This window comes from Phenylobacterium sp. (assembly GCF_036821595.1).
In the GTDB taxonomy this organism is placed as follows: domain Bacteria; phylum Pseudomonadota; class Alphaproteobacteria; order Caulobacterales; family Caulobacteraceae; genus Phenylobacterium.
Genome location: NZ_DAISJG010000032.1, coordinates 1 through 25,913, shown reverse-complemented (window position 1 = coordinate 25,913; position 25,913 = coordinate 1). Strand labels below are relative to the sequence as shown.

The following is a 25,913-nucleotide window of genomic DNA, read 5'->3' as shown; positions in this document are numbered from 1 at the left end:
TGGGACGATACGGGGCGCAGGAATCGGAAAGGCGCCCGCGAGGGGCGCCTTTCCTTCGAAGGCGGCGAGGGAGGGCGCGCCGCCTCCTGGGCTCGTCAGTAGCGGACGGTGGCCTGGAGGCCGATCACCCGCGGCTTGATCGTCGAGCCCGTCCACAGCGGACCGTTCTGGTAGATCGGCGCCTTGGTCGTCCAGGAGACGTTGTTCAGCGCGTTCTCCACATAGGCCTCGACCGTGACGTCAGAGGTCAGGTCGACGCCGGCGCGCAGGTCGAGCTGGCTGACCGCGTAGAGGCCTTCCGTGCGGCTCGGGTCGTAGACTGACGAGGTGCGGTTCTGGAAGGGGAACGGGCCGTCGTTGGCGCTCTTCGAACTCCACTGGCCGCGAACGAAGGCGTCCCGGTCGGCGAGCATGAACTCGTACTGGGCGGCCAGGTTGAAGGTCCAGGGCGTGGCGCCCAGGGTCTGGCCCTTGAACACCAGCGGCGAGGTGCCGACGATGATCGTGCTGTCGTAATAGGCGTCGGTGTAGCCGACCGCGGCGCTGAGCGTCAGGCCCTCGACCGGACGGGCGGTGACGTTGAGGTCGCCGCCCTTGCTGATCGCCGTGGCGGTGTTGGCCACCAGGCTGAAGGCGCAGGGCAGGCGGATCTGCTGCTGGATGTCGGTCCACTTGGTGTGGAACAGCGACGCCTGGAACGAGATGCGACGGTCCAGGAAGGCGCTCTTTACGCCGACCTCGTAGGTGCGGGTCTTGTCCGAAGCGTAGGTGTTTCCGCCCTCGATCCCCAGCACCGCCAGGTCAGCGGCGCAGATGTCGGGAACGGCCTTGTTCACACCCCCGGTGCGGTAGCCCTTGGCGTAGGAACCGTAGATCAGGGTGTCGTCGCTCTGCTGCCAGGAGAGGGCGACGCGGGGCGTGAACGGCTTCTCGCTGAGCTTGCCCGCCGCCCTGGCGATGCCGCCGCTGTAGGAGACGCCGCGCTCGATGATGTCGAAGTCCAGGGTGTCCTTGGAGTAACGGCCACCGACGCTCAGCGTCAGGTCCTCGATCACCTCGAAGTCGACGTTGCCGAAGACGGCCGTGGTCTTCTCGATGGTGTTCTCGTTGCCGTAGTAGCGGTGCAGGCCGTCGACCATGAACGGCGCCGCGGCGAGCGGGCGGCCGAACTGGAGCTGATAGGCGGTCGGGTAGTGAGCCGAGGTGATCGGCACGTCCGACTTCAGCGACGAACGCGAGTGGTAGAGACCGGCCGTCCAGCGGATGCGCGCGCCCGGATCGGCGCTGTTGAAGCGCAGCTCGTGGGTCGCCAGGCGCTGTTCCGCCACCGGGTTCTGGAAGGTCTGCGGCTTCTGACCCGGGATGATCGGGAACAGCCAGGCCGCGCCCAGCGACGTCCGGTCGTTGACGTGGGTGGCGTCGTTGAAGGCGTTGGACTTGCGGTAGAGGTAGGAGCTGACCGCCGTCACGGTGACCGGCTCGAACTCCGCGACCACCTTCATGGCCGGCAGGATGAAGCGGTCGCTCATCGGCTGGGCGAACGGCGCGTAGCTGATGAAGTCCCCCGAGTCGGGATCGGCGACGCCCGCCGGGCACGGGTTGATCGAGGGCGCGCGCGCGATGGTCGCCGGGCACGCGGCGTAGAGCGCCGCGCGATCGTCCTGCTTGACGTTCTGGTAGTAGAGGCTGGGCTGGATCGACAGCCAGTCGGTGGGCGCGAAGTTCAGCGCGCCACGGAAGATCGAGGCGTGGCTGGAGTTGCTGTTGTTCTCCCGGTCGGCGGGATCCTGCCAGCTCTGGCGGTCGATCCAGCCGCCTTCCTCGCGCTGCATGAAGCTGACGCGGAAGCCCAGGCGGTCCTCGATGATCGGACCGCCGACCGCCACGCCGCCTTCGTAGCTCGGGTCGCCATCGTCGACGATGCTGACGCGGGCGCGGGCGTAGGTGCTGTAGGTGGTCAGGCTCGGCGTCGGCGTGATGAAGCGGATGGCGCCGCCCTGGGAGCTGGAGCCGAACAACGTGCCCTGCGGGCCGCGGAGGACTTCGATCCGCTCCAGGTCGAAGATGTAGGGCACGGTGCTGCCCGAGTAGTTGATCGAAGCGTTCCGCGCCTGGATCGGGGTGTCATCGATGTACACGGCGGCGGTCGCCGCGCCGGCGGTGGATTCGATGCCGCGGATCGCGATGCGCTGCGTGCGGTCCTGCGGGATGTCGACGCCCGGGGTCTGCAGCGCCACGTCACGGACGTCGCGGATGCCGCGCTCCTCCATGGCCTCCTGCGAATAGGCGCTGACGCTGATCGGCGCCTTGGTCAGTTGCACCGGCTGCTTGGTGGCGGTGATGACGATCTCCTCCACCTGGTTCGGCGCCTCTTGCGAGACGGCGGCGCCGGCGGCGGCGCAGGCCACACCTGCCACGGCGGCGCCGGCCAGCAGCCGGCAGCGTCGCGTAACGTTCATCCCCATCGTCTATTCCCCTTCTCGAACAGCCGGCGCCTTTGAGGTCTCGGCCTGCAGCGCTCGCCGCACCGTTGCTGGCTCGAAGAATCCTCGCCTTTCCCGTCGCTCGGGAGGTGTAAAACGCGGCGCAAGTGGTGTCTTCCGGTCACCGCGCACTGGGCGGCGGCCGACCCCCTCGGTCCTTCAGGATTGACGGCGCCGGCGATCGGACCGACAGCCTCCGGCATGGTCCTTCGGTTCATCGCCCTTGCCAGCCTGTTCGTCGTCGCCCCGGCGCACGCCGCCGACGGCGGGCTCCTCTCGCGCCTGGTCGGCCAGCGGTTCGTGATACCTGACGCCCGCGCCGCCCCCGTCGAACTGGAGTTCGCCGCCCCGGCCCGAGACGTGGTGGAGGTGCGGGTCGGCGGCGCCGCGATCGAGCGCTACGTGATCGGCGCCGACGGCGCCGGCAAGCACATCCATCCCGACGCGCCCGGGCTCGTCTCGCAGGCCGCGTTTCAGGCCGACAGCTGGTCGCGGACCTACCGCGGGCAGACCGTCACCTACTCGCTCAGCCCCGGGGGCGACCTGGTCGGCCGTCGGAGCGGCGCTCTCGACGACTGGCAGTCGCCGACGTTCCTGTATGCGCTGAATCCGCGCGGCGCCGACCTCGAAGGCCGGCTCAGGAGCGTGCTCGAGCGGGCGCACGAGGAGGCCGAACGCTGGGAAGGCCACGACCACGGTCACGACCACGAGGGTCAGTAGCCGGCCCGCAGGTCCACTCGGTCGGGCACCGGCTCGCCCCGCGACAGACGCCCGATGTTCCCCGCCACGACCCGCGCCGCCGTCTCCGGATAGGTGAAGGCCGCCGCGTGCGGAATGACCCGGACGGCGGGATGGCGCCAGAAGGGGTGCCCCGCCGGGAGGGGCTCGGTCCGGAAGACGTCCAGGGTGGCCGCGGCGATCCGCCCGCTGTCCAGGGCCGCGAGCAGGTCGGCTTCCACCAGGTGCGCGCCGCGGCCCACCTGGATCAGGCAGGCGCCCGGCGCCAGGCGCTCGAAGAGCGACGCATTCAGGACGCCCTCCGTCTGCGGCGTCAGCGGCAGCACGCAGACCAGGATCTCGCAACCGTCGGCGAAGCCCTCCAGCCCCGCGTCGCCGTGGAAGGTGGCGACGCCTTCGATGGCCTTCGGGCCCCGCGACCAGCCGCGGACCTGGAATCCGAGCGCCGCGAGCGCCTGAGCGCAGCGTCCGCCGAGTTCACCGAGGCCCATCACGCCCACGATGCGGCGGCCCGTCAGCGGGGGGCGCTGGGGCCGCCAGACCGCGTCGGCCTGCTGCTGTTCGTACAGGTGGACGAGACGGTGGTGATGCAGCGTTCGCATCACCACGAACTCGACCATGCCGTCGGCCAGGCTTGGGTCGACCATCCGCACGATCGGCACGTCCGGGAGCGACTGGTCGCCAAGCAGGGCGTCGACGCCCGCGCCCAGCGAGAAGATCGCCCGCAGGTTGGGGAACTGCCGCCAGAAACCGTGCGGATTGGCCCAGGCGAGGCCGTAGGTCACCCCGGCGGGGTCGGGCGCGTCGGGCCAGACGTACAGATCCACCCCGGGCGCCGCCGTCCTCAGCGCCGCCGTCCAGGCGGCCGTGTCCACGCCCTCGCAGGCGAACAGCAGCACGGGGTTCGGCTCGTTCAGCACCTTCAACCGGTTCAGGCGACGCCGGCGTCGCGGGCCGCCTCGCGTTCGAGCCAGCGGCGGAACTTGGTGATGGCCGGGTCCCGCCAGCGGTCCTTCCGCGCGCGGAAGGCGTAGCCGCCGAACCGGATCTCCGGCTCGGCCGGCTGCAGCGACAGGTCGACCAGTTGGCCCGCCGCCAGCTCGTCGCCCGCCAGGAGCGCGTTGGTCAGGACCACCCCCTGGCCGCGCCTGGCGGCGTCAAGCGTCAGGTGGGCGTGCCACAGGCGCGGGCCCCCGAGCCGTTCGGGAACCTCGACCTGCCGCGCGGCGAGCCAGGTCCGCCACTCGCTGTCGTCGTCCTCGTGGAGCAGGGTCTCGGCCAGCAGGGCCTCGGCGGGCGCCCCCTGCCCGATCCGCGCGGCCACCTCGGGGCTGGCGGCCGGAAAGACCACCGGGCGGGCGATCTCCATGGCCTGGACGTCGGTGTCGCCGGGCGCCGACATGTCCCGGATGTAGCGGATGTCGGCGTCGGCCTCGTGCCGGCCGAAGTCCGGCGTGTGGTCGGTGGGCCGGACCTCCAGGTCGAAGCCGGGATGGGCGGCGTAGAAGTCGGGCAGCCGGCGGATCAGCCAGCGGTAGGCGAAGCCCGGCACGCTCCAGATCACCAGGCGGCTGTCGTCGCCACGGCGGGTGAGGTCCAGGGTGGCGCGGCTGATCTCCTCCAGCGCGGCAGAGATGCGCGCCAGGTATTTCGCGCCCTCCGGCGTGAGCCGCCCCCCCTGCGTGCGGTCGATGAGCTTGACGCCGGCCCAGTCCTCAAGCGCGCGCAGATGCCGGCTGACCGCGGCGTGGTCGATGCCGAGCTCCTGGGCGGCGCGGCGGATCCCGCCAAGCTGTCCCACCGCCTCGAAGGCGCGCAGGGCGGCATACGGCGGCATCAGCCGGCGCGCCGGAGAGGGCCGCTCTCCAGATCCCGGCCTTTGGCTGTCACGCGCCATGACGATCTCTAACGATTCGACCGGAGCCAAACTCGGGAGATCGGGCGCGCTTGTCAAAGCGCCGGTTGTCGCTGGCTGCGGGCTGACGTCCCGGGCCCCGTCCTCAGGCATGGCCGCTGGCCCCGGCCCTCAGGCCATCGTCGGGATCACGAAGCTCTGATCGGGAGTGACGCCTCCCCCCTTCGGCCAGCGCTGGGTGACGGTCTTGGTGCGGGTGTAGAAGCGGATTCCGTCCATCCCGTACTGGTTGAGATCGCCGAAGCCGGAGCGCTTCCAGCCACCGAAGGTGTGGTAAGAGACCGGCACCGGAATGGGCACGTTGACGCCCACCATCCCCACCTCCACCTCGTAGGCGAAGTCGCGGGCGGCCTCGCCGTTGCGGGTGAAGATGGTCACGCCGTTGCCGTAGGGGTGGCGGGAGGCCAGGCCGATAGCGTCGCCGAGCGATCCGGCCCGCACGATCTGCAGGACCGGCCCGAAGATCTCGTCCTGGTAGCTCTGCATGGCGGGCGTCACGCGGTCGAACAGCGTCGGGCCGAGGAAATAGCCCTCCTCATGCCCCTGCAGGGTGAAGCCGCGCCCATCGACCACCAGCTCGGCGCCCTCGTCGATCCCCATCTGGATATAGCCCTCGATGCGCGCCTTGTGGGCGGCGCTGACCACCGGGCCGTAGTGCGCCTCGGGGTCGGTGGAGACGCCGACGCGGAGGCCGGCGATGGCGTCCACCAGCTTGCCGCGCAGGGCCTCTGCGGTCGCCTCGCCCACCGGCACCACCACCGGCAGGGCCATGCAGCGCTCGCCCGCCGAGCCGTAGGCGGCGCCCAGGATGTCGTTGACCGCCTGGTCGAGGTCGGCGTCAGGCATCACCACGCCGTGGTTCTTGGCCCCGCCCATGCACTGCATGCGCTTCCCGGCGGCCGCGCCGCGGCCATAGACGTACTGGGCGATGTCGGAGGAGCCGACGAAGCTGACGGCCTTGATCTCCGGGTGATCGACGATGGCGTCCACCACCGTCTTGTCGCCGTGCACGACGTTCAGCACGCCCTTGGGGGCGCCGGCCTCCAGCAGCAGCTCAGCCAGCCGAACGGGTACGGACGGGTCGCGCTCGGAGGGCTTCAGGATGAAGGCGTTGCCCACCGCGATCGCGGGGGCGAGCATCCACAGCGGGATCATCGCCGGGAAGTTGAACGGGGTGATCCCGGCGACCACGCCGAGCGGCTGGCGCAGGGAATAGACATCGATGCCGGGGCCGGCGCCGCTGGTGTGCTCGCCCTTCAGGAGGTGCGGGACGCCGCAGACGAACTCGACCACGTCGAGGCCGCGCTGGATATCGCCGCGGGCGTCGGAGACCACCTTGCCGTGCTCGGAGGCGAGCAGCTCGGCGAGGCTGTCCATCTCGGACTCGATCAGCCGCTTGAACTCGAACATCACCCGGGCGCGCCGCTGCGGGTTGAGGGCCGCCCAGGCGGGCTGCGCCGCGCTGGCGGCGGCCACCGCCTGGTCCACGAGCGCGGCGTCGCCGAGCACCACCTCCGCCTGCGGGCGGCCCAGGTTGGGATCGAACACGGGCAGGCGACGGTCGCCGGCGTCGACGGGGACACCGCCGATGTGATGCAGGATTGTGCGCACTCAAAACTCTCCGCGCGGCGCCGCCGGCCGCCCCGGGCACGGGGCGGCGCGAGCCGCTTCAGGCTGGATGGATCGGGAATGGAGCCGCCTAGCGGGCGTAGGCGACCTTGCCGTCGAGGATGGTCATGTCGACGGGAATGTCGGCGAGCCTGGCCTTGGACGCGGTCAGCGGGTCTTCGGCGAGGACCACCAGGTCGGCCACCTTGCCCACCTCGATCGAACCGAAGTCCTTCTCCAGGAAGTTGGCCTGCGCGCTCCAGATGGTGAACATCCGGATGCCGTCCATGACGCTGATCGCCTCCTCGGGCTGGGTCACCGTCCCGTACTTGGTGTCGCGGTTCACGGCGCGGGCGATGGAGAACATCGGGTAGGTCGCGAAGTTCTGGGTGCCGATCGTGTCGACGCCCCCCGCGGGATAAAGGCCGCGCTCGATCAGGGTCTTCATCGGGAAGAACTTCACGTCCGGCTCCCGCACGTTGACGTCGGTCAGGCGCCACAGGAAGGCCACCTGCGGCGACGCGATGACCCCCGCCCGCGCCATGCGCTGCAGCCGCGCCTCGGTGCGCTCGGGATCCTGCACCAGGAAGTGGCCGAAGTGCTCGATCCGGTGACGGGTGTCCCTGCGCGGGGCCGCCTGCTGGGCGGCCTCGAGGGCGTTCAGCACCATGTCCTGGGCTCGGTCGCCGTTCGCGTGGGACAGCACCTGCCAGCCAGCCTGGTGGGCGCGCAGCACGATCCTGTCGAGGGCGTCCTGCTCATAGGCCGTGCCGCCGGTGTTGTTCGGCAGCCAGGTGGTGCCGGAGCCCTTCCAGAACGGCTTGTAGACCGCCGCCGTGGTGCCCCAGACGCCGTCGACGGCGAGCTTCAGTCCGCCGATCCGCAGCCAGTCGTCGCCCAGGCCGGTGACCACCCCGGAGGCCTCCAGCACGTCGAGCAGCTTGGGGTCGCGGGCGAAGTAGTTCATCCGCACACGGGTCGGCAGCCGGCCCTCCTTCCGGAGGTCCTGCAGGGCGCGGTAGGCGAGCGGGCTCGACATGTCCGAGACCGTGGTCACCCCCTTCTTCAGGTAGAAGTCGTCGAGGACGCCACGCAGGGCGTCCTTGAGCTCCGGATAGGTGAACTTCGCCTGGGCGGGCCACGGGGCCGGCGCATCGCGGACGATGAACACCTCGCCGTTCGGCAGGCGCTCGTAGTGACCCGAGTGTCCCGGCGCAGGGTCGGGGAAGTCCCGCGTCATCCCCATGACCTCGGCGGCCTTGTGGTTGATCAGGGAGTCGTGCGCGCTCCAGATCAGCCGCACCGGATTGTCCGGAAACGCCTTGTCGAGCTCGGCGCGGGTGGGCATCACCTGGTTGTAGGTCCCCTGCCCGACCAGCCACGCGCCAGCCGGCAGCCTGGCCTGCGCCTTCTTGAGTTCGGCGATGATGGCCTTGCCGTCCTTGAGCGGCGGCGCCTGGACCTTGATGTGGTGGGCCTCCACGCCCGCCATGCCCTCGACGTGCGAGTGGGCGTCGATGAAGCCGGGCAGCAGCGGCCGGCCCTTCAGATCGACAACCTGGGTCTGCGGTCCCCGCCAGGCGGAGATGTCGCCCACCGCCACGATCCGGTTGCCCTTCACCGCCACGGCGCTGGCGATGGTGGCGTCGGGGTCGACCGTGATCACCTTGCCGTTGACGAAGACCAGGTCGGCGTGGCTCTCGGCCGCCGCGACGGAACCTGCCCAGGCGAGCGCCGCGGCCCCCGCCATGGCCACCAGACTACGCTTCGTCATCAGCATGCCCGAACTCTCCCGTTTCAGCCCGGATTCCAGCCCAAGGCCGCGGCGCCGCCAAGGTGTGAACCACAGCCCCGATGGTGACCGTGAGTCACCGCGGACCTCGGCGAGCACCGCGAAGTCGGCGAGCTTGCCCACCTAGATGCTTCCGCGGTCCTTTTCCATGAAGTTTGCCTCCGCGCTCCAGATGGTGAACATCCGGATGCATGTATTCCGGACGGCCGATCCTGTGCGGCGTGACGGTTCAGTCGCCAAAACGGCCCTGCAGCCCAACGGCAGGGCTGCCGCTCGGAGGGGCGCCGACCGCGGCGTTCTCCGACAGAACGAGCGAAGAGGGAGCTCTCACGGCCTTCAGAGCGCCTGCGGCAACCCCAGTATGCGCTTGGCTATGATGTTGTTCTGGATCTCGTAGGAGCCGGCGAAGATGGTGTTCGCCTTTCCGGACAGCCATTCGCGCACACACGCCAGCTCCTCGGCGGTGAAGCCCTCGCCGTCCCAGCCCAGCCCCTGCAGGCCCATCGCCTCCATCAGCAGCTCCGCCCGCTCCTGAACCAGCAGCGACGAGACGTTCTTCAGGATCGAGGTCGCCGCCGTGGGTCCGCCGCCGGACGCCTCCGCCGTGGTCCGCTGCAGGGTGAGGTCGAAGGCCTGGCGCTCCATGGCGTGCCGCACGAGCCGCATGCGCAGATCCGAGTCGGCCAGCCGGCCCTCGGCGTCCCGCCCGACATACTCGGCGACCACCTCCTCGATCGGCCGCTGCTCGGTGGCCCGCCGCGGGGCGTCCTCGTTGCGCTGGCGCTCGTACTGCAGCAGCCGCTTGCCGACGGTCCAGCCGCCGTTCAGCGCGCCGACCAGGTTCTCCTTGGGCACCTTCACGTCGGTGAAGAAGGTCTCGCAGAACGGCGAGCGCCCGGCGATCAGCAGGATCGGCCGCACCTCCACGCCTGGCGAGCGCATGTCGATCAGCAGGAAGGAGATGCCGTCGTGCTTCCGTGTCGGGTCGGTCCGCACCAGGCAGAAGCACCAGTCGGCGTACTGGGCGCCCGAGGTCCAGATCTTCTGGCCGTTGACCAGGAAGTGGTCGCCCCGGTCCTCCGCGCGGGTCTGCAGGCTGGCCAGGTCGGAACCTGCGTTGGGCTCGGAATAGCCCTGGCACCAGCGCGTCTCGCCCCGAGCGATCGGAGGGATGTGCCGCAGCTTCTGGGCCTCGGTCCCGTACTCCAGCAAGGTGGGGCCGAGCATGCGCACGCCCATGCTCCAGCCGATCGGATTCCAGGCGCCGACCTTGCGCATCTCCTCGCGCAAGGTCCGCGCCTCCTGGCGCGAAAGCCCGCCGCCGCCGTAGGCCTTGGGCCAGGTCGGCGTCCCCCACCCCTGGGCGCACAGGCGTGAGCGCCACAGGCCGGACGCCGGCTGGTCGGGCTCGGCCTCGCCGGATTGCGGCCCGCGTCCGGCCAGGGCGCTGGGGAAGTTGTCCTGCAGCCAGGCCCTCGCCTCGAGGCGGAAGGCCTCAAGTGCGTCGCCGGTCGATAGGGGCGCCTGCATTCCGTGCATCCTGTTCCGCTAGGGCATCTTCCTATAGTAATTAGTGCGAATGTCATCAAGCCGGAGGGGATGATGTCGCCGCAGGCGCTCATTGAGCCTCGCCGCGACGCGGCTATGCTGGCCGCCAAAGGAGGGCTCCATGCGCGTCTCGCCGCCGACGGCACTCACCCGCGCCGAGCTCTTCGAGCGTGTCTGGCGTGAACCCTTGTCCAAGGTCGCCGGGGAGCTGGGCGTCAGCGCCAGCGGCCTGGCGAAGATCTGCGACCGGACCGAGATCCCCTACCCCACACGCGGCCACTGGGCCAAAGCGAAGGCCGGGCGGGCCCCGCCGGCGCCTGTCCTGCCGCCTGCGCCGGTGGGCGTCAGTGAGACGATCCCGATCCTCCCGGGCCGCTCGGTCGCCCGCCGCCCGCGCGCCCGCCTCGCCTCTGAAGACCGGCGCGCCCACCTTCTGGACGTCGCCGCGGAGATCATCGTGCGCGAGGGCCTGCACGCGCTCAGCATCAAGCGTCTGGCCCGGGAAGCCGGGCTGACGGCGCCGCGCGCCTACCACTTCTTCCCGACCGTCGACGACCTGCTGGTCGAGCTGGCCCGCCGGGAGCTGCAGGCCGTGCGCGCGGCGCAGGTCGCCGAGGTCGAGACCGCCACCCGGCCCGCCGACCGGCTGCGCCTGTCCACCGTCACCTACCTGCGCCAGGTGGCCGAACGCGGCGTGCTGCTGCAGACCCTGCAGGGCGCTCCCGCCGTCCGGCGCGGCCTGCGACGGGAGCAGCGGGCCCTGCGGGCCGCCAACACCGAGATCGTCGCCGACCGCTTCAGCCGCAGCCAGCGCGTGCCCGACGATGTCGCCCGCGCGGCGACCACGGTGCTGACCAGCCTGGTGTTGCGCGCCGGCCGGCTGCTGGCGCGGGGGCGGCTAGACCTGCCGGTCGCCGAAGCGCTTGCCGCCGACATCGTCGAGACCGGCAACCGGCGGCTCGCGGCGCGCTTCCGCCCCGCGCCGCCGGGCGACGTCGATGACGCCTAGCACGAGTTCGCGGCAGGCCTCGGCCCCCCGCTCCTCGTCCAGCTCGCCCTGGTAGACCAGCCGCCCGCACTCCTCCGGCAGGGTCATGCCGAGGCTCACGCAGGCGACGCACTCGCGCAGCGGAAGCTTGAACTCGGACCGCAGTCCCCTTGCGAAGCGGCGGGCCACACGGCCCTGCACGGCCGCGGCCCGCGGCGAGAGCCGCCCGGCCATGAACCGGTCGCGCAGGATGATGTGGATCACCGGCCCCGTCTGCACGACGCTCCGGAAGTAGAGCTCGGCCGCCGCCGTGGCCGCGTCCGCAAGGTCCGCCCGCCGGGCCGCCGCCTCGAGGCCGGCCGCAGTCAACTCGTCGAAGCCGCGCTCGACCAGGGCGTTGTAGAGGTCCTGCGGCCCCGGGAAGTAGCGGTAGACCAGCGCCTTGCTCACCTTGGCCGCATCCGCCAGGTCCTGCACGCCGATCGGCAGGAAGCCCTGCCCCAGCACGAGCTCGGCCGCCACCTCCAAGAGGGTCTCCCGCCGGGTCTCCGGCGCGAGGCGGCGGCCCCGGCGCAGCCGCTTGCGGACCGCGCTCACAGGCGCGCCGGCCTCTGGGCGGTCCGGCTGATGCTCATCGGCGTCCCGGGTGTCCGTCATGTTCGAACCTCAACCTAGACCGCCCCCGGACTTGAGGCGAGCTTGCGCAGGTTCTCCTCGTGGGCGCTCTTGTCGAGCCGGAACGCGAACAGCGTCCCGATGGCCGCCAGGTAGAGGCCGACGACGATCGGCAGGTAGACGGCCGCCATGTTGCGGATCACCTCCGGGTCGACCTGGCCCGGCTTGGCGTCCTGGGGGAAGCCCACCGAGGTCAGCAGGAGGCCGGAGGTGAAGACGCCGAGCCCGGAGACCATCTTCTTCAGCAGGCTGTCGGCCGAGAACAGCAGGCCCTCGGAGCGGCGGCCGGTGCGCACCTCGCTGTCCTCCACGACGTCGGCAAGCATCGCGGAGAGCAGGATGCCGGTGGTCAGCGCCGCTGTCCCCTGGAACACGCTTTCGCCGATCATGATGTAGAGCAGCGCGTCGGAGCCGTTCGGCGGCATGAGCCCGGCCAGCCGCAGGGCGATCGGGGCCGAGGCCAGCGTCAGCGAGATCGTCCAGACGATCAGCGCGCCGCGCTTCTTGCCCAGCGTCCGCGAGACGATGGGCGCCAGGGTGACCCCCAGCGCGGAGGCGACGATCCCCCCGCCGGTGATCAGGGCCAGCTGGTCGGGGGTGAACTCCCAGAAATAGGCCTCGAAATAGAGCTCCAGCGCCCCCTTCAGGCCGGTGGCGATGGCGAGCAGGGTCCCCGAGGCCAGCAGGATGGCGAACGAGCGGTTCTGCAGAGTGTGCGTGACCTCCCGCGCCATCTCGCCCAGCTTGGCGGTGCGCTTGGCCGGCCGGTGCAGGTGCGGGATGAAGCGGTGGGTCCCGGCGCTCGACACCAGGATCGTGAACAGCACCAGCAGAGCGGCGCACAGTCCGTACAGGGCATAGCCGTCGCGGTTGAGGATGCCGACCGGATACTCGGCATTCGGCTGCAGGAAGAACTTGTAGGTGATCAGGGTCATCAGGTGGCCGCCCGCGATCCGGAAGAAGGCGCGGAAGGCGACGAGCGTCGTGCGCTGGTCGTAGTCGCGGGTGAGCTCGGCCAGAAGCGCGGTGTGTGGCAGCTCGAAGAAGGTGTCGAGGAAGCGGACCGCCAGGGCGACGACGAGCATGTAGGCGAACACCGCCTCCTTCGACCACATGTCCGGCGGGGTCCAGAGAAGGAACAGGGTCAGCGCCAGCGGAACCGCCGAGGCGTACATGAACGGATGGCGCCGCCCCCACGGCGTGCGCAGGTTGTCCGAGATCTGGCCGACGAGCGGATCGACGATCGCGTCGAACACCAGGGCGACCATGATCGCCGCCCCGACCCAGGCCGCCGGCAGGCCGATCACCTGGTTGTAGAACAGCATCAGGAACGCGCTCAGCCCCCGCGCCTTCACGCCGCTGGCCGTGGCGCCCAGGCCGTAGAGCAGCTTGTCCGACGTCCTCAGCCGCAATCCGACCGACCCGCCCCCGCGGCCGCCCTCCGCTGTCGCTTCCGCCATCCTCTTCCCTCCCACTGCGCCGAACCGGCCGCCGTTCACAATTAGAGCGTTTGTCAGCAACCGACGCATTGCACGAGCTTCGGCTTTGCGTTTCGGCATAAACAGCGTACTAGTCGTTTTATCAATTACAACGCCAGCGTCGACCGAGACGTGGCGAACCGGCGGTCCGCTCAAGGCCGCCGGCTTGGGAGAATTCGCGCCGAGAGGCGCTCGGGAGGGTGAAACAGATGGGATGCTCACACCTTGCTGCCGGCGCTTCCGCGCTGGCGCTGACCGCCGCGCTGTCCGTCGGGCCGGCCTGGGCGCAGGACGGCGAAGTCGAGGAGATCGTGGTCACCGGGACTCTTATCGGCGGCGCGCCGACCGGGGCCATTCCCGTGCAGGTCTTCTCCAGCGGCGAGTTGCAGAAGCGCGGCGATCCGACACCGCTCGAGTTCGTCAAGAACCTGCCGGCGGTCTCCAACACGGTGGGCGAGTCCAACCGCATCAACGGGCAGAACTCCGGAGCGGTGACGGTCAACCTGCGCGGCCTTGGCGCGTCGCGCACCCTGGTGCTGCTGAACGGCCACCGGCTGCCGATCGTCCAGTCCGCCGGCAGCGGCGTCGATGTGGCGATGATTCCCACCGCGGCCATCGGACGGGTGGAGGTGCTCACCGACGGCGCGGCGGCCACCTACGGCTCCGACGCCATCGCCGGCGTCGTGAACTACATCACCAAGTCCAACTTCGACGGCCTTGAGATCGACGCCACCTACAACGCCATCCGGAAGTCGGCCGGCGACTGGAGCGCCAACGTCGCCTGGGGCACGGTCGGCGACTGGGGCAATGTGCTGCTGACGGCCGGTTACAAGCACCGCTCGGTGCTGCAGCAGGACGAGCGCGACTGGGGCCTCTACCCCCAGACCGTCAATCCGCAGTCCGGCTGGTCCGCCAACGGCAGCCCGGGCGCCTATCTGACGGGCGCGACCCGGAGCGTTGCGGGCTTCAACCAGGGCTTCGTCGATCCCGGCTGCCTGGCCCTCGGCGGCGTGCTGACGGGGTCAGGCAACGCCGCCCGCTGCCAGTTCTACCAGGGGCCGTTCAACAATCTCGTCGACGAGATCGACGGCTACCAGGTCTATGGCGAGGTCAATTTCCAGGTCGCCGACGAACACCGCCTGCACCTGGAGGCGCTGGCCTCGGGCCACGTGGTCCCGCGGGAGGTCCAGAACCCGAGCTACGCTCCCAGCAACTACCCCCTGGCCACCACCGCCGGCGGCAACAACCCCTTCCCGGCCCCCGCCGGGACCGAAGGCGCGCGCGGATACTACATCCCCGGCAACCACCCCGGCCTGCAGACGCTGATCGCCCTCAACCCGGGCGCCTTCTCGGCGGCGCAGCTGACCAACATCGCCGCCAACGGGGTGCTCACCTCCAACGCCGGGTGGCGGCCCTATGGCTACAGCGGCAACCCGCTGACCGGAGAGGGCTTCCACTCCCGACGCGAGATGCACCTGAAGCGCTTTTCCGGTGGCCTGTCGGGGTCCCTGGGGCGCGGCATAAGCTACGAGGTCAACGCCACCTGGGCCGAACAGACCAACGAGCGGATCACGTCGGAGATCACGGCTCCCAACCTGCAGTACGCGCTGCTGGGTCTGGGCGGCTTCGGCTGCACGCCGGGCGGCTCCAACCCGGCCACCAGCACCCCCGGCCAGGGGCCCTGCCTGTGGTTCAACCCCTTCTCCACCGGCATGCCGGGCAACGCCCATACGCTTGTGCAGAACCCGCAGTACGCCCAAGCCCTGGCGCTGAACCCGCAGGTCGCCAACAGCGAGGAGGTCATCCGCTACCTGGAAGCCAACCCCTACGCCTTCTACGAATGGTCGCGGATCTTCGAGGCCAACGTGGTGCTGGACGGCGATCTGCCCTGGCGGCTGTGGTCGGAGGCGCCGATCTCCTGGGCGGCGGGCGCGCAGTACCGCTGGCAGCAGGACAAGAAGGACCTGCCCGACGCCACCAACATCCTGAAGAACCCCTGCCCCATGTTCGGGGTGACCAGCTGCACGACACCGACCGGCGTGCTCACCTTCTTCGGCGCGCAGAAGCCGTGGGACCTGGAGGGCGAGGTCTTCGCCTTCTTCGGTGAGCTCAAGATCCCTGTCACCGACCGGCTGGAGGCGCAGGTCGCGATCCGCCACGAAGACCTGGGCGACATCGGCACGACCACCAACCCCAAGCTGGCGGTGCGCTGGGACGCCACCGACTTCCTGACCCTGCGCGGCTCGATCGGCACCACCTTCAAGTCGCCCGACCTGACCAACCTGGGCGACGACTTCCTGACGAGCGGCGGGGTGGTGACCCAGCTGGGCGCCTTCCGTCCGATCGACATCTACAACAATCCCGACCTGCAGCCGGAGACGGCCACGACCTACAACGTGGGCACGATCGTCGACATCGGCTCGTTCCGGGCGACGCTCGACTACTACGCCATCGACTTCGAGGGCGCGATCGAGCGCGACACGGCGGCCTCGATGATCACCGCCTTCTTCGGACCGTCGCTGTCGAGCCCGAACCGCTGCACGTCCAACCCGCAGGACCCGTGGTGGAACCTGCAGCAGCGGTTCACCTTCACCGGCGGCGTCGGCGATCCGGCGACCTGCGGCCTGGCCAACCTGCTCAGGACGAAGAACCTCTTCACCAACGCCCGCGACTACAAGGTCCGCGGTGTCGATGCGACCTGGAGCCTCGACCTGCCGGAGATCCTGGACGGCCAGGTGCAGGTCGGCGGCGACCTCAACTACATCATCAAGTACGAGGCTTCGGCCTTCTTCTCGGAGGGGATCGAGCTGGAGCCGGCGGAAGACGTGGCGGGCACGATGAACGCGGGCCCCGCCATCCCCCGCTGGAAGGCCAACGCCTACGTCCAGTACACACGCGGTGGGCACAACCTGCGGCTCACGGTGCGCTATCTCGACGGCATGATCGACAACCGCCCGTCGATCTTCCCGCCGACCTCCACGAACCGCTTCGCCGAGAAGATCGACGCCTATGTGCCGGTGGACCTGATCTATCGGGTCGAGCTGCCCGGGGACACCACCGCAACGCTCGGCGTGATCAACCTGTTCGACCGCGACCCGCCGGCCGCCCGGCTCGACTTCGCTTACAACACCTACACGGCCGACCCCCTGGGCCGCGTCTACCGGCTCACCCTGCGCAAGCGGTTCTGAGCCGGCCGGGGGGTGGCGCGAGGCGTCACCCCTCGGCTTTCGCCGCGCGGGTTTCCTTGAGTCACCGAACCCGCTGTAATAGTGTTAACGTCAATAAATAGGGAGGAGCCGAGATGCCGTACGCTGCAGGGCGCGTGTTCCACGACGCGGACAGCCACGTGATGGAGCCGGCCGACTGGCTCGTGCCGTTCGCCGACGACGCCTGGAAGGACCGGCTGCTGCGGAAGGATCCGCCCTCCACCCGCCCGCCGGAGCCCGTCAGGGAGAAGGTGATCGAGGGGCTGATCGCCGGGCCCAAGGGCAGGCTGGCCTACGGCGCGCATGACCCGGCCGAGCGCGTGCACGCCCTCAACGAACTGGGCTTCGCGAGCCAGCTGGTCTTCCCGACCTCGGCGCTGCGGCCGTTTCGCACCAGCAAGGACCGCGACGTCCTCTACGCCGGAGCCCGGGCGGCCAACCGCGCCATGGCCGCCTTCTGCGGCGACCCGCGGCTGCTGGGCGTAGCCTACGTTCCGCTCGACGATCCCGGCCGCGCCCTCGAAGAAGCCCAGGAGGCCATCCGTCTTGGCTGCAGGGCGATCTGGGTCCCGTCGACGCCGGCCGGCGACAAGTCGCCCGGCCACCCGGACCTGGATTCCTTCTGGGCCTTGCTCGCCGCCAAGAACATCCCCTTCGTCCTGCACATCGGCGCCGGCTCCCGCACCTTGCCGCAGGAGTACGTCGACAACGGCAAGCCCAAGTCGCCCGACCTGCACGGCGGCGGCGAGAACCTGCGGTTCAAGGACTATGTCGCGCTGCCCCATTCCGCCGAGATGTTCCTCAGCGCCCTGATCTACGACGGGCTGCTCGACCGGCAGCCGGAGCTCCGCGGCGGGATCATCGAATACGGCGCCTACTGGGTGCCCGGCTTCCTTCGCCAGATGGACATGGGCGCCCGCTCGTTCGGCCGCACCGATCCCTATCTGCAGAAGCTCTCGGCCAAACCCTCTGAGATCATCCGCCGGCAGGTGAAATTCACCCCCTTCCCCGGCGAGGACGCGGGCTACCTGATCCGCGACAGCGGCGCGGACCTCTACATGTTCTCCAGCGACTACCCGCACCCGGAGGGCACGAACGATCCCATTGCGCGGTTCGAGCGCACGTTCGAGGGCCTGACCGACGACGACAAGGACCGCTTCTATCGCGCCAACTTCGAGGAGATGATGGGCGGCGCCCTGGCGGCGCGCCCCCGAGAGGACGCCTGATGACCCCCGCCCTCGCCCCGCAACGCCTGACCGGCCCGCTCCGCGCCCCGCACAACGGGTTCCAGCAGGCCCCCGGCTCGATCCATAACGACGAAGTCGCATCCAAGCTCGGCTTCAAGGGGGGCACGGTCCCCGGCTCCGTGCACATGGACCAGTTCGTGCCCATGCTGCTCCAGCTCTACGGCCCGGCCTGGTTCGAGACCGGCGACATCTCGCTGCACTTCACCCAGGCGACCGTCGACAGGGAGGAGGTGCGGGCCGTCGTCGACCCCGGCGAGCCGCGCGCCCGCCTGCAGATGTTCAACCAGGCCGGCCAGCAGGTCTGCATCGGCACCGCCTCGCCCCGCGCGCGCGACGAGGCCTCCGAGGTGGCCAGGCGGCTGGCCGACCAGGCCGAAGCCGACCCTGGCCGCCTGCGCGTCTACGCTGACATCAGGGCCGGCGACGTGACCTCCGACATTCCGATGAAGGTCAGCCGCGAGAGCTACGACGCCGCCCTGGGGCGGATCACCGAGCGGCTGCCGATCTACGACGAGAAGGGCGTCCTCTCGCCCGCCCACGTCGTGCGCCTGGCTCACATGAGCCGCCCGTTCGTGCTGGCGAAGTCGAAGCAGCCCTACGTCGGCCTGTTCGGCGCTCTGGAGGTGCGGCACCTGGCCGGGCCGCTCTTCGCCGAGCGCGACTACGTGGGTCGCACCATCATGCGCAAGCTGACGGAGAGCCCGAAGACCGAGAACGCCTGGTACGACGTCGACATCGCCGACGCCGCCACAGGCAGGGACGTGGCCAGCGTCACCTTCATGATCCGCGCCATGAAGGCCTCGTCGCCGCTCTGGAGCTGAGCGGCGGTGCGATACCGGGAGGATGCCGAATGACCGATGCGGCCACGTTGGACCACACCGACATCAAGGCGCAGGTCGACGCTGCCGTGGACTCCGGCATGTGCACCGCAGTCTGGGCGCAGGTCTGGCCGCAGAAGACGGCGGTGCTGGAAGCCGCCACCGGCCGCACCCGCACCTTCGCCGAGCTGAACGCCAACGCCAACCGGCTGGTCCGGCTGATGCGCGATCACGGCCTCGCGGCCGGCGATGCGGTGGCCATCGTCTGCTCCAACCGGGTCGAGTTCCCGGACGTGCTGTTCGCCTGCCTCCGCGGCGGATTCCGCCTGACGCCGGTGAACTGGCACCTCAAGCCCGACGAGATCGCCTACGTCGTCGACAACTGCGAGGCCCGGGCGGTGTTCGCCGACACCCGGGTCGAGGGCGTCGCCGAGGCCGCCGAACAGTGCCCGCAACTGGTGCTGAAGGTGTCCATCGGCGGGGATCTGCCGGGCTTCGTTCCCTTCGAGACCATCGACGACTATCCCGCGAGCGATATCGATGACCCCGTGCGCGGCACGACGATGCTCTACAGCTCCGGGACCACCGGGCGGCCTAAGGGCGTCTACAAGCCCAACGCCCAGGCGGTCGGCGGTTTCGATCCGATCTACGACCGCGCAGTCGACAAGCACATCTGCACCGGGCCGGCCTATCACGCCTCGCCGCTGGCCGGGGACATCCGCCGCGCGCTCAACAACGGCGTCCCCACCGTGCTGATGGACCGGTGGGACACCGAGCTCCTGCTCAAGACCATCCAGGACCAGAAGATCACCCGCGGCCATTTCGTGCCGATCATGTTCCAGCGCATGCTCGCGCTGCCTGAGGAGGTGCGGGCGAAGTACGACCTGAGCTCGCTGAGGCGGATCACCCACGGCGCGGCGCCCTGCCCGCCCGAGGTGAAGCGGGCGATCATCGATTGGCTGGGCCCGATCCTCTACGAATACTACGCCGGGTCGGAAGGCGGCGTCGGCTTCACCGTCACGTCCGAGCAGTGGCTGGCGCGGCCCGGAACGGTCGGGCGCCGGCCGCACAAGGACGCGGCCAAGATCCTCGACGACGAGGGGAATGAATGCCCGCCCGGCGTGCCCGGCCACATCTACCTGAGCCTGAAGGACCAGGGCGGCTTCAGCTACTACAAGGACGACACCAAGACCTACGCCAACCGGCGGGGCGACTACTTCACGATGGGCGACATCGGCTATCTGGACGAGGACGACTGGCTGTTTCTCACCGGCCGCAGCGCCGAGACCATCATCGCGGGCGGGGTGAACATCTACCCGCAGGAGATCGACAACGAGCTGATAAAGCACGCAGCCGTCGAGGACAGCTGCACCGTCGGCATCCCGCACGAGGAATGGGGCGAGGAGGTCCGCGCCGTCATCCAGCTGAGACCCGGCCACGCCCCCTCCGAGGAGCTCAAGCGCGAGATCCTCGAATACGCCGCGCGGACGATGGCCAAGTACAAGGTCCCCCGCGGCGTCGATTTCGTCGACGCCCTACCCCGCAGCGAGGCCGGCAAGATCCTGCGAAACAAGGTCCGCGCGCCCTACTGGGAAGGCCGCGCGCGGGCTATCTGAGCCAAGTAGCGGCCGGCCCTCAACGGCCCACCGAGCCGCTTGCCCACTCCGGCTCGTCGTGCAATCCGTCTGCTTCGGTCGCTCAGCGGCGCCCCATATGTGCGCCGCGCGGCTTCGGCCAATAGATCGGAGATGGCCAAGGCGCTGTAATCACTTGGAATGCCGGATTAGCTCAGCTGGTAGAGCAGCGGTTTTGTAAACCGAAGGTCGCGGGTTCGAGTCCTGCATCCGGCACCACGCCTCCGCCAGGGCGGAGCCTAGGCGGTGGGGAGCTCTGAGCGTGCGGGCGGGTCGGCGGGGGCGCTCGCCTCGGGGACCAGCAGGACGTCGCAGTCGCAGGCCATCAGCAGCCGTCCGGCAAGGTCGGGCGTGAGCGCGCCCAGCGCGCCGTGCCGGTCGTGCGCCCCCAGGACCACGAGGTCCGGGTCGCGGTCCCGCGCGTAGCCCGCCACCAGGGACGCCGGCGAGCCGTACTCGACGAGCGGGCGCACGCGCGCCGCAGCGCCCGTTCGGGCCTCCACGCGCGCCAGGAAGTCGTCCAGATGATCCTGGGCCCAGGTCTCGAACTCCGGGGCGTTGGCCGCCTCGTCCACCAGTCCGGCGAAGGGCACCCGGTACCCGTGGAGGAGCGCCACGTCGGTCCGCGGTAAGAGCTCGATGGCCCCGACGAGCGCCAGCTCGGCGGCTCTGGAGCAGTCCGTGGGGACCAGCAGGTCCCGATACGGCTTCAGGGGCCGGCGGCGGACCACGAGCACGGGCGCAGGCGCGCGCCGCATCAGGGCCTCCACCGTGCGCCCCGGGCTTGAGCGGCCGAGGAGCTCGTTCCGGGCGGTCCCCGTGACGATGAACTGGGCGCCCACCTGGTCCGCCACGTCCAGGAGCACATCGTGCGGCCGGCCGGAGGCCACGACCACCCGCCAGTCGATCCCCCGCCCGCCAAGCACCTCGGCCAGTTCGGCCTCCGCGCGGGCCAGCCGGGCGGCCGGGGCGGAGCGCCAGGACGGCGTCCGCGGATCGTCCTGTTCCACCGCCACGACGACCGTCAGCCTCGCGCCCCAGGCGCGGGCGAGCTGGGCCGCGCGCTCGGTGGCCCGGTCGCAGCGGCCGCCCAGGTCGCTGGCCAGGAGGATTTCGGAAATCTTGCGCCGCGCCGTCATCGCGATCTCCCTGCGGCCCCCGACGCCGGACCTAGCCGGGCCGGGACGGATCCGCCTTGACCCAGCGCAAGGCGCGGCTCACCGCCGCATCCGGCGGCGCAGCCTGGACAGCACCGCCGGCCAGCCGCCGCAGGCCAGGGCCACGGCCAGGGCGACGGCGAGCAGGTCCGGAGGCGGCGGCGCGATGCGGAACACGGCGGCGAGCGGCGGCGCGGCCAGGATCAGGGCGATGATCGCCGACACGGCGACGGCGATGGTCCAGTAGGCCACCCGGTGGCGGGCGAAGAGCCTTCCTCCGCCGCTGGAGTCGGCGAGCGCCAGCGCCAGGTTGCCGACCACCAGGGCCAGAAAGGCGGCCCCCCGCGCGTCGGCCTCGGCATGTCCGCGCAGCGCCAGGACGTAGAGGGCGAGGACGCCGGCCAGCACCGTCAGCCCCTGGATCAGCGCCAGCCCGATCTGGGCCGGCCCGAACAGGGCCTCGCCGCGCCGGCGCGGCGGGCGCTTCATGGCCCCCTCCTCGCTGCGCTCGGCCTCGAACACCAGGGCGCAGGTGGGATCGATGGCCAGCTCGAGCAGCACCACGTGCATGGGGAAGAGGATCGGCGGCAGGCCCATGAGGATCGGGGCCAGGGCCAGCCCGGCGATCGGCACGTGGATGGCGGTGATGTAGGTCAGCGCCCGGCGCAGGTTGGCGAAGATCCGCCGGCCGAGCCGCACGCCGCCGACGATGGCGGCGAAGCTGTCGTCCAGCAGGACGAGGTCGGCGGCCTCCCGCGCCACGTCGGTCCCCTTGCGGCCCATGGCGATGCCGATGTGGGCGGCCTCGAGCGCCGGCGCGTCGTTGACCCCGTCGCCGGTCATGGCCACGACCTCGCCGTCGGCCTTCAGCGCCTCGACGATGCGCAGCTTCTGTTCCGGCGCGACCCGGGCGAAGACGCGGACCCGGCGCAGCCGTTCGCAGAGCTCGTCGAACGGCAGGGCGGCCAGCTCGGCGCCGAGCAGCACGCCGGCCGCCACGTCGAGGCCGGCCGAGCGGGCGATGGCCAGCGCCGTGGCGGGATGGTCGCCGGTGATCATCACCACCTTGATCCCGGCCCCGGTCGCCTCGCGCAGGGCCGCCGGGACCTCCGGCCTGAGCGGGTCGAGGAAGCCCACGAGGCCCGCGAAGGCGAAGGACGCCTGCCGCGGGTCGTCGGGGAAGGGCCCGTCGGTCCGCGCCGAGGCGACGCCCAGCACCCGCAACCCGGCGTCGGCGAAGCCGTGGATGACGGCGTGCAGGCGGGCGACCTCCTCGGGCGGCAGCCGGCAGAGGTGGAACACCGCCTCCGGCGCGCCCTTGGCCGCGGCCAGCCGCTCCTCGCCCTCGCCGCGCCACACCTGGGTGACAGCCATCAGCTCCGGGCGCAGCGGCCAGGTGCGCTCGGGCTCGCCCGGCAGCCCCTCGGCCAGGCGGCGGACCGCGCGGTCCATGGGATCCACCGGACGGACGGCGGAGGCGAGCGCGGCGAGGGTGAGGAGGTCGCCGGACGCGCCGTCCGGGGCTTGGTCGCCCTCCACCGCCCGCTCGCCCTCGTGGGTCCACAGGCGGGCCACCTGCATCCGGTTCTCGGTGAGGGTGCCGGTCTTGTCGACGCAAAGCAGGGTCGCCCCCCCCAGGGTCTCGATCACGGCGCTGCGCCGGACCAGCACCTTGTGGGTGGCGAGCCGCCAGGCGCCCAAAGCCATGAAGACGGCGAGCACCATGGGGAATTCCTCGGGGATCAGCGCGATGGCCACGGTGATCCCGGCGAGCACGCCCTCCACCCAGTCGCCGCGCAGCAGGCCGTAGGCCACGGCGACGACGGCGCAGAAGGCGAGCGCGAAGGCGCCGAGAACGGCGGCCAGCCGCCCGGCGGTCTTCTGCAGCGGCGTCGCCTCGTGCGGAATGTCGGCGAGCGAGCGGCCGATGCGGCCGATGGCCGAAGCCGGCCCCGTCCGCGCGACCCGCACGACGCCCTGCCCGCCCACAACCAGGGTCGCGGCGAACAGGTGCGGCGAGGCCTCCGCGCCCGGCTCCGGGTCGCCGAACGCCTCCCCCGGCCCGGCCAGCCGCTTGGAGACCGGCGCGGATTCCCCCGTCAGGGTGGATTCGTCGACGCTGAGCACCTCGCCGCCGACCAGCAGGCCGTCGACCGGCAGGCGCTCGCCCTCGCCGACCAGCAGGATGTCGTCCGGCACGAGCTCGCGGGCGGGAATGCGCCGCTCCGCCCCGTCGCGCAGGACGCGGGCCTGGGGCTGGGCCAGCTCCCGGAGCGCCGCCAGGGCGCGCTCGCTGCGGGCCTCCTGCAGGATGACGAGACCGATGGCCACCGTCGCCCCGGCCAGCAGGAACAGCCCCTCCCCCAGGTCGCCGATCGCCAGGTAGAGCACGGCCGCGCCCAGAAGCAGGAAGAACATCGGCTCGCGAAGGGTCTCGGCGAGGATGCGCGCCAGGCCCCGGCCCCTCGGCCGCGGCAGCTCGTTGGGCCCCACCGCGGCGAGCCGTCGGGCGGCCTCCGCCTCCGTCAGGCCGCTCGAGGCGGAAGTGGGTCTGGGCGTCGCGGAAGCCATGGGTCGGGAGACCCTACAGCGCCTTTCGCCGCCGCGTCCCTTGATCCTCGACAAGGCGGGCGCAGACTCCCGGGGCCAGGGTCGGGGAAGACATCGCAGGGAGGACGCCAGATGAACCGTCTGCAGGGCAAGGTCGCGGTGGTCACCGGCGGCGCCGTCGGCATCGGCCGCGCCACGGTGATCCGGATGGCCGAGGAAGGCGCGGCGGTCGCCGCCTTCGACCTCGACGAGGCGCACGGGCAGGCGCTCGTGGAGGAGCTGACGGCGCGGGGGCTCGAGGTGCGCTTCTGGCGCTGCGACGTCAGCCGCGAGGCGGAGGTGAAGGCCGCCATCGACGCCGCCGCGGCCCACTTCGGGCGGCTGGACATCCTGGTGAACAACGCCGGGGTGGCCGGCGCCAACAAGCCGACCCACGAGCTCACCGAGGCCGAGTGGGACTTCGTCCAGGCGATCAACGTCAAGGGCGTGTTCTTCTGCACCAAGCACGCCATCCCGCACCTGAAGCGGGCCGGCGCAGGCTCGATCATCAACCTGTCGTCGATCTACGGCCTGATCAGCGCCGCCGACGTGCCGCCCTACCACGCCTCCAAGGGCGCCGTGCGGCTGATGTCGAAGACCGACGCCCTGATCTATGCCCCCGACAGGATCCGGGTGAACTCCATCCATCCCGGCTTCATCTGGACGCCGATGGTCGAGGGCTTCCTGGAGAGCCAGCCGGACGAGGCGGCCGCCCGCGAGGCCACCGCCGCCCTCCACCCGTTGGGCCACATGGGCGAGCCGGACGACATCGCCTGGGCCTGCGTCTACCTGGGCTCGGACGAGTCGAAGTTCGTCACGGGGACCGAGCTGGTGGTGGACGGGGGCTACACCGCCCGCTAACCCGCGGGCCATGCGCATCTTCATCGACGCCGACGCCTGTCCGGTGAAGGACGAGGTCTACAAGGTGGCGGCCCGCTACGGCCTGACGACCACCGTGGTCTCCAACAGCTTCATCCAGATCCCGGCCTCGCCGCGCATCGAGCGGATGATCGTCGACGCCGGGCCCGACGTGGCCGACGACTGGATCGCCGAGCGCACCGAGCCGGGCGACATCGTGGTCACCAACGACATCCCCCTGGCCGACCGGGTGCTGAAGGCCGGCGGCGCGGCCATCGCGCCGAACGGACGGGTGTTCACGCCCGATTCCATCGGCCAGGCGCTGGCCCAGCGCACCATCGGCGAGCACCTGCGCAGCCTGGGGGAGATCACCGGCGGGCCGAAGCCGTTCGACCGCCAGGCCCGCTCGCGATTCCTGCAGGCGCTGGACGAGGCGGTGAACCGGGAACGGCGCAGGCGGCGTTGAGCGGGCGCGGCTTGCATCGGGCCTTCGGTGCGCTAGCTTGCCGCGCCTTTCGCTCCGAGGAGATGTTCATGCGCAAACCGGGTTCGATGTTCGCCGTTGCGGCCCTTGCGGCCGCGCTCGCCGCCTGTGGGCAGTCGCAGACCCCGCAGGAGGCCGAGAGCAGCCAGGCGAGCGCCCCGAGCCAGCCCGGGACCTCCGCCGCCACCGCGCCCGCCGAGGTCAGCGACGCCGACAAGCAGGCCCTCCTGGCCAGCTATCCCGCCCCCTACAACAAAGCCGACCTCGACGACGGCGAGGCGAAGTTCGCGCTCTGCCGCTCCTGCCACACCATCACGCCGGGCGGGGCCAACATGACCGGCCCGAACCTGCACGGCGTGTTCGGCCGCAAGTCCGCGTCCGTGGAGGGCTACAACTACTCCGACGCCCTGAAGCAGGCGAACTTCGTCTGGGACGCGGAGCACCTCGACAAGTGGCTGGCCGACCCGAGGGGCTACCTGCCCGGCAACAAGATGACCTTCGCCGGCCTCAAGGCGGCGGAGGACCGCCGCGACCTGATCGGCTACCTGATGGTGGAGACCGGCTACAAGCCGCAGTAGGCCGGCTGCTCCTCCGACAGGCGATCGAAACCCAAAGACAACCTTGACGCGAGTCTGGGACAGGCGCATCCTCGCGCCTGTCGAGCCTGCTGTCCGGTCGACATCTCTCCGCGCCGT

Annotated in this window: 19 protein-coding genes and 1 tRNA gene; 10 read left to right on the top strand and 10 right to left on the bottom strand. The window is 70.7% G+C overall.

Features of this window, described 5'->3' with window-relative positions:
• Positions 1–95: 95 nt before the first annotated feature.
• Positions 96–2,459, bottom strand: coding sequence for a TonB-dependent receptor (locus V7Z97_RS13800; RefSeq protein ID WP_334164008.1), 2,364 nt, complete (start codon positions 2,457–2,459; stop codon positions 96–98).
• 225 nt (positions 2,460–2,684) lie between these two features.
• Between V7Z97_RS13800 and V7Z97_RS13795 the strand changes: the two genes are divergently transcribed.
• Entirely contained in the window at positions 2,685–3,203 is a 519-nt protein-coding gene (locus V7Z97_RS13795; RefSeq protein ID WP_334164007.1) for a hypothetical protein, read from the top strand.
• Here the strand turns inward: V7Z97_RS13795 and V7Z97_RS13790 are convergent.
• From V7Z97_RS13790 to V7Z97_RS13770, 5 genes are all read right to left on the bottom strand, one after another.
• Positions 3,197–4,141, bottom strand: a complete 945-nt coding sequence (locus V7Z97_RS13790) for a 2-hydroxyacid dehydrogenase (RefSeq protein WP_334164018.1) — start codon at positions 4,139–4,141, stop codon at positions 3,197–3,199. The genes V7Z97_RS13795 and V7Z97_RS13790 overlap by 7 nt on opposite strands.
• An 11-nt stretch (positions 4,142–4,152) precedes the next feature.
• Positions 4,153–5,058 carry a LysR substrate-binding domain-containing protein gene (locus V7Z97_RS13785; protein WP_334164006.1) on the bottom strand — a complete coding sequence of 302 codons (906 nt, stop codon included), beginning with the start codon at positions 5,056–5,058 and terminating at the stop codon, positions 4,153–4,155.
• 189 nt (positions 5,059–5,247) lie between these two features.
• A complete protein-coding gene (locus V7Z97_RS13780) occupies positions 5,248–6,747 on the bottom strand; it encodes a CoA-acylating methylmalonate-semialdehyde dehydrogenase (RefSeq protein WP_334164005.1) in 1,500 nt (499 codons plus the stop codon).
• A gap of 88 nt (positions 6,748–6,835) precedes the next feature.
• Positions 6,836–8,524 carry an amidohydrolase gene (locus V7Z97_RS13775; protein ID WP_334164004.1) on the bottom strand — a complete coding sequence of 563 codons (1,689 nt, stop codon included), beginning with the start codon at positions 8,522–8,524 and terminating at the stop codon, positions 6,836–6,838.
• Positions 8,525–8,872: 348 nt separating this feature from the next.
• Positions 8,873–10,066: an acyl-CoA dehydrogenase family protein gene (locus V7Z97_RS13770; RefSeq protein ID WP_334164003.1), complete on the bottom strand. Its 1,194-nt coding sequence runs from the start codon at positions 10,064–10,066 to the stop codon at positions 8,873–8,875.
• Between the two features lie 139 nt (positions 10,067–10,205).
• Here V7Z97_RS13770 and V7Z97_RS13765 point away from each other — a divergent pair, with 139 nt between their 5' ends.
• Positions 10,206–11,093 (top strand): TetR/AcrR family transcriptional regulator, encoded by an 888-nt coding sequence (locus V7Z97_RS13765; protein WP_334164002.1) that lies wholly within the window; start codon positions 10,206–10,208, stop codon positions 11,091–11,093.
• Here the strand turns inward: V7Z97_RS13765 and V7Z97_RS13760 are convergent.
• Both V7Z97_RS13760 and V7Z97_RS13755 read right to left on the bottom strand, forming a co-directional pair.
• Positions 10,983–11,729, bottom strand: coding sequence for a TetR/AcrR family transcriptional regulator (locus V7Z97_RS13760; RefSeq protein WP_334164001.1), 747 nt, complete (start codon positions 11,727–11,729; stop codon positions 10,983–10,985). The genes V7Z97_RS13765 and V7Z97_RS13760 overlap by 111 nt on opposite strands.
• A gap of 14 nt (positions 11,730–11,743) precedes the next feature.
• A complete protein-coding gene (locus V7Z97_RS13755; protein WP_334164000.1) occupies positions 11,744–13,207 on the bottom strand; it encodes an MFS transporter in 1,464 nt (487 codons plus the stop codon).
• A 227-nt stretch (positions 13,208–13,434) separates the two neighbouring features.
• On the opposite strand from V7Z97_RS13755, the gene V7Z97_RS13750 reads away from it, so the two are divergent.
• The 5 genes from V7Z97_RS13750 to V7Z97_RS13730 all read left to right on the top strand — a co-directional run bounded on the left by V7Z97_RS13750 (position 13,435) and on the right by V7Z97_RS13730 (position 20,349).
• Positions 13,435–16,413 (top strand): TonB-dependent receptor domain-containing protein, encoded by a 2,979-nt coding sequence (locus V7Z97_RS13750; RefSeq protein WP_334163999.1) that lies wholly within the window; start codon positions 13,435–13,437, stop codon positions 16,411–16,413.
• Between the two features lie 113 nt (positions 16,414–16,526).
• Positions 16,527–17,657 carry an amidohydrolase family protein gene (locus V7Z97_RS13745; protein ID WP_334163998.1) on the top strand — a complete coding sequence of 377 codons (1,131 nt, stop codon included), beginning with the start codon at positions 16,527–16,529 and terminating at the stop codon, positions 17,655–17,657.
• Positions 17,657–18,499, top strand: coding sequence for a hypothetical protein (locus tag V7Z97_RS13740; RefSeq protein WP_334163997.1), 843 nt, complete (start codon positions 17,657–17,659; stop codon positions 18,497–18,499). The genes V7Z97_RS13745 and V7Z97_RS13740 overlap by 1 nt, the downstream gene beginning before the upstream one ends.
• Before the next feature lie 29 nt (positions 18,500–18,528).
• Complete coding sequence (locus V7Z97_RS13735; protein ID WP_334163996.1) at positions 18,529–20,112, top strand: AMP-binding protein; 1,584 nt, start codon at positions 18,529–18,531, stop codon at positions 20,110–20,112.
• Between the two features lie 161 nt (positions 20,113–20,273).
• Positions 20,274–20,349 (top strand) — tRNA-Thr (locus tag V7Z97_RS13730).
• A gap of 20 nt (positions 20,350–20,369) precedes the next feature.
• Here V7Z97_RS13730 and V7Z97_RS13725 read toward each other — a convergent pair.
• Positions 20,370–21,269 carry a universal stress protein gene (locus V7Z97_RS13725; protein WP_334163995.1) on the bottom strand — a complete coding sequence of 300 codons (900 nt, stop codon included), beginning with the start codon at positions 21,267–21,269 and terminating at the stop codon, positions 20,370–20,372.
• Positions 21,270–21,347: 78 nt separating this feature from the next.
• Positions 21,348–23,858, bottom strand: a complete 2,511-nt coding sequence (locus tag V7Z97_RS13720; RefSeq protein WP_334163994.1) for a cation-translocating P-type ATPase — start codon at positions 23,856–23,858, stop codon at positions 21,348–21,350.
• Positions 23,859–23,969: 111 nt separating this feature from the next.
• Between V7Z97_RS13720 and V7Z97_RS13715 the strand changes: the two genes are divergently transcribed.
• The 3 genes from V7Z97_RS13715 (at position 23,970) to V7Z97_RS13705 (ending at position 25,796) form a co-directional block, all read left to right on the top strand.
• Positions 23,970–24,737, top strand: coding sequence for an SDR family NAD(P)-dependent oxidoreductase (locus tag V7Z97_RS13715; protein WP_334163993.1), 768 nt, complete (start codon positions 23,970–23,972; stop codon positions 24,735–24,737).
• A gap of 10 nt (positions 24,738–24,747) precedes the next feature.
• Positions 24,748–25,200, top strand: coding sequence for a YaiI/YqxD family protein (locus tag V7Z97_RS13710; protein ID WP_334163992.1), 453 nt, complete (start codon positions 24,748–24,750; stop codon positions 25,198–25,200).
• A 68-nt stretch (positions 25,201–25,268) separates the two neighbouring features.
• A complete protein-coding gene (locus tag V7Z97_RS13705) occupies positions 25,269–25,796 on the top strand; it encodes a c-type cytochrome (RefSeq protein ID WP_334163991.1) in 528 nt (175 codons plus the stop codon).
• Positions 25,797–25,913: the final 117 nt, after the last annotated feature.

Excerpts from the sequence above, each read along its gene's own strand:
- V7Z97_RS13800 (WP_334164008.1), bottom strand. The coding sequence starts at position 2,459 with ATGAACGTTACGCGACGCTGCCGGCTGCTGGCCGGCGCCGCCGTGGCA.
- V7Z97_RS13795 (WP_334164007.1), top strand. The coding sequence starts at position 2,685 with ATGGTCCTTCGGTTCATCGCCCTTGCCAGCCTGTTCGTCGTCGCCCCG.
- V7Z97_RS13785 (WP_334164006.1), bottom strand. The coding sequence starts at position 5,058 with ATGCCGCCGTATGCCGCCCTGCGCGCCTTCGAGGCGGTGGGACAGCTT.
- V7Z97_RS13775 (WP_334164004.1), bottom strand. The coding sequence starts at position 8,524 with ATGCTGATGACGAAGCGTAGTCTGGTGGCCATGGCGGGGGCCGCGGCG.
- V7Z97_RS13770 (WP_334164003.1), bottom strand. The coding sequence starts at position 10,066 with ATGCAGGCGCCCCTATCGACCGGCGACGCACTTGAGGCCTTCCGCCTC.
- V7Z97_RS13765 (WP_334164002.1), top strand. The coding sequence starts at position 10,206 with ATGCGCGTCTCGCCGCCGACGGCACTCACCCGCGCCGAGCTCTTCGAG.
- V7Z97_RS13760 (WP_334164001.1), bottom strand. The coding sequence starts at position 11,729 with ATGACGGACACCCGGGACGCCGATGAGCATCAGCCGGACCGCCCAGAG.
- V7Z97_RS13755 (WP_334164000.1), bottom strand. The coding sequence starts at position 13,207 with ATGGCGGAAGCGACAGCGGAGGGCGGCCGCGGGGGCGGGTCGGTCGGA.
- V7Z97_RS13750 (WP_334163999.1), top strand. The coding sequence starts at position 13,435 with ATGGGATGCTCACACCTTGCTGCCGGCGCTTCCGCGCTGGCGCTGACC.
- V7Z97_RS13745 (WP_334163998.1), top strand. The coding sequence starts at position 16,527 with ATGCCGTACGCTGCAGGGCGCGTGTTCCACGACGCGGACAGCCACGTG.
- V7Z97_RS13740 (WP_334163997.1), top strand. The coding sequence starts at position 17,657 with ATGACCCCCGCCCTCGCCCCGCAACGCCTGACCGGCCCGCTCCGCGCC.
- V7Z97_RS13735 (WP_334163996.1), top strand. The coding sequence starts at position 18,529 with ATGACCGATGCGGCCACGTTGGACCACACCGACATCAAGGCGCAGGTC.
- V7Z97_RS13725 (WP_334163995.1), bottom strand. The coding sequence starts at position 21,269 with ATGACGGCGCGGCGCAAGATTTCCGAAATCCTCCTGGCCAGCGACCTG.
- V7Z97_RS13720 (WP_334163994.1), bottom strand. The coding sequence starts at position 23,858 with ATGGCTTCCGCGACGCCCAGACCCACTTCCGCCTCGAGCGGCCTGACG.
- V7Z97_RS13715 (WP_334163993.1), top strand. The coding sequence starts at position 23,970 with ATGAACCGTCTGCAGGGCAAGGTCGCGGTGGTCACCGGCGGCGCCGTC.
- V7Z97_RS13710 (WP_334163992.1), top strand. The coding sequence starts at position 24,748 with ATGCGCATCTTCATCGACGCCGACGCCTGTCCGGTGAAGGACGAGGTC.
- V7Z97_RS13705 (WP_334163991.1), top strand. The coding sequence starts at position 25,269 with ATGCGCAAACCGGGTTCGATGTTCGCCGTTGCGGCCCTTGCGGCCGCG.